Origin of the sequence: Pseudorhodobacter sp. W20_MBD10_FR17 (assembly GCF_052119765.1) — a bacterium.
GTDB lineage: Bacteria > Pseudomonadota > Alphaproteobacteria > Rhodobacterales > Rhodobacteraceae > Pseudorhodobacter.
This window is the reverse complement of record NZ_JBGQOQ010000097.1, coordinates 1-2,511: the sequence shown is the minus strand read 5'-3', so window position 1 is coordinate 2,511 and position 2,511 is coordinate 1. Positions and strand designations below refer to the sequence as shown.

At 59.5% G+C, this 2,511-nt stretch carries 2 protein-coding genes; both read right to left on the bottom strand.

Annotation, left to right across the window (positions count from 1 at the left end; all coding sequences use genetic code 11):
• Positions 1 to 298: 298 nt before the first annotated feature.
• Positions 299 to 1,501, bottom strand: a complete 1,203-nt coding sequence (locus ACEN2J_RS20710) for an IS91 family transposase (protein WP_442108639.1) — start codon at positions 1,499 to 1,501, stop codon at positions 299 to 301.
• 12 nt (positions 1,502 to 1,513) lie between these two features.
• On the bottom strand, positions 1,514 to 2,386 hold the full coding sequence (locus ACEN2J_RS20705) for a tyrosine-type recombinase/integrase (protein ID WP_442108637.1): 873 nt from the start codon (positions 2,384 to 2,386) through the stop codon (positions 1,514 to 1,516).
• Positions 2,387 to 2,511: the final 125 nt, after the last annotated feature.

The following is a 2,511-nucleotide window of genomic DNA, read 5'->3' as shown; positions in this document are numbered from 1 at the left end:
GTCTAAGGTTTGTGGCTGCTGTCATCGCGAGATGCAGCGGCGACAAATCCGACAAGGAGGAAAGCGCGGGCGGGTTTCGATGCTATGGGGATTGTGGGCTACGTCTGAGGTGATCCCTGTGCGGGACGAGCGTCGGAGTGACGACGCGCAGTGCAAGTATATCGCTTTTTCCAGCCCGATCGGGCCGATTGATCTCGCCTTTCTCCGCCACAGGCCTTTTGTAGCGAAGGTTTTGGTGATTGGGCCGCACTGACTGGTCCGGTGCCTGTGCAAGAGCGGGCCGGGTTTGTTCGTAGCATCATGCGGCGTCCTCGTATGGCGGTGCGCGGGACTTGGGTGTTTGGCCGCGCGTGAAGGTCTCGATGATAATCATCGCGCTACCGCATTTGGGGCACGGCTGGGGCTGGTCTCCTGCGTCGGTATCGACGTCTTGATCCTCACGGGCTTTCGGATTGGCATCTACTTCAACCTCCAGCAAGCGCCTGATCTGTGCGATCCTGTCGCGGCGAATGCCGTTGGCGAGGAAGCCGGTGTGGCGGATGCGGTGGAAGCCCGATGGCAGGACATGGATCAGGAAGCGTCGGATGAACTCGTCCGTGGACAGGCGCATGATCTTCATGCGGTCTCCGCGTTTGATGCGGTAGTCTTTCCAGCGGAATGCCACCATGTCGCCATCGGCGCTGACCAGCCGGTGATTTGAGATCGCCACTTTGTGCGTGTATCGGCTCAGATAGGCCAACACGGCCTCGGGTCCGCCGAAGGGTGGCTTCGCATAAACCACCCAGTTAGTTTTACGCAGCGGTGCGAGATGGGCGGCGAAGGCCTCCGGATCGGCCAGCTTTGCCAGATCGCCGAAGAAGCGCAGCTTGCCTGTCTGGTGCAACTTAGCCAATTCGTCGAGGAACAATCGCCGGAACAGTCGCGACAGCACCTTCACCGGCAGGAAGAACTCTGGGCGGCAACTTTTCCAGCACTTGCCATCCGGCGACAAGCCACCGCTCGGCACAATGACGTGGACATGCGGGTGATGGGCCATTGCCGACCCCCACGTATGCAGCACGCTCGTCATACCGATTTTGGCCCCGAGGTGTTTTGGATCAACTGCGATAACCCGAAGCGTCTCGGATGACGCCTTGAACGACAGGCCGTAGACCTCAGCTTTGTTTTGATAGGCGATGTCCGCGATTTCCGACGGCAGGGTGAAGACCACGTGGAAGTATTCGACCGGCAGCAGATCCTCCATCCGCGCCTGCATCCAGTCGCGGGCAGAAGCTCCCTGGCATTTCGGGCAATGTCGATTGCGACATGAGTTATAGGCGATGTGTTGGTGGCTGCACTTGGTGCAGGCTGCAACATGGCCGCCAAGGGCTGCGGTCCGACAATTCTCAATCGCGGACATCACTTTGAGCTGCGGCAGGTTCAGGTGTCCCGCGTGGGCCTGGCGATAGGCAGCACTATGAGCGCGGAAGATATCCGCGACCTCCAGTTTAGGGCGGGGCATCGGAGCCGAGGTTTACCCGGATCCGGCCTCCCGGCTTACGAGCAGATCAAGCGGGCTGGTCACAGCCTGGATTGTCTTGGTTGCGACCTTGGTATAGACCGTCGTCGTTTCCAACTTGGCGTGCCCCAGCAAAACCTGAATGACCCGGATATCGGTCCCACCCTCCAGCAGATGGGTGGCAAAGCTGTGTCGCAAAGTGTGGGGCGACACCTGTTTCTTGATCTCGGCAAAGTCGCAAGCCACTCCGAAGGCCCGATTGAACTGGCGTGTCGAGATCGGATCGATCCGGTTGCGACCCGGGAACATCCAACCTCTCGGCCGAGCTTCTCGGTAATAGTCGCGCAACAGGCTCAGGAGATTCGGCGACAACATGACCTGCCGATCCTTGCGGCCTTTCCCTTGCTCAATCCGGATCAGCATCCGGTCGCTGTCGATATCGCCAACCTTCAGATGCGTGACTTCGCTTGCTCGCAAACCGCCGCCGTAGGCCACGCTGAAGGCTGCGCGGTATCGCAACCCTGGTCCGGGCGCGGCTTCAAGAATGCGCGCGACCTCTTCGGCGCTCAGCACCACCGGGATCTTCTTGGCGGCACGCTGATACCGCATATGTCGTTTCATCTCGGGGCGCTGACACGTCGTTGCAAAGAAGAAACTCAAAACCGTCAGCCGGTTGTTGAAGGTCGGCGCGCCGACGCCACGCTCCTTCATATCAAGTTGGAACGCCCGCAACTCTTCCGGCGTGGCGCTATCTGGCGCGTGCCCCAGAAACCGCGTAAAATCGCGCATTCCGCGCAGGTACATCGTCTGCGTCTTCGGCTGCAGACCCTTGATCTGCATGTCTTCGAGGAAACGGCGGCGCAGCGCCGGTACATATTGGTCTGACATTGAAACCTCCTATCGTCAGATTGAGAAGGTCCCAATCGTCCAACAGGTTCGTCAGTTCACCAAATCACGGCGCTTCGATCAGCGCGTATCGCCTGCAACAAGCGCCAATACCGCGAGAGCGGTTT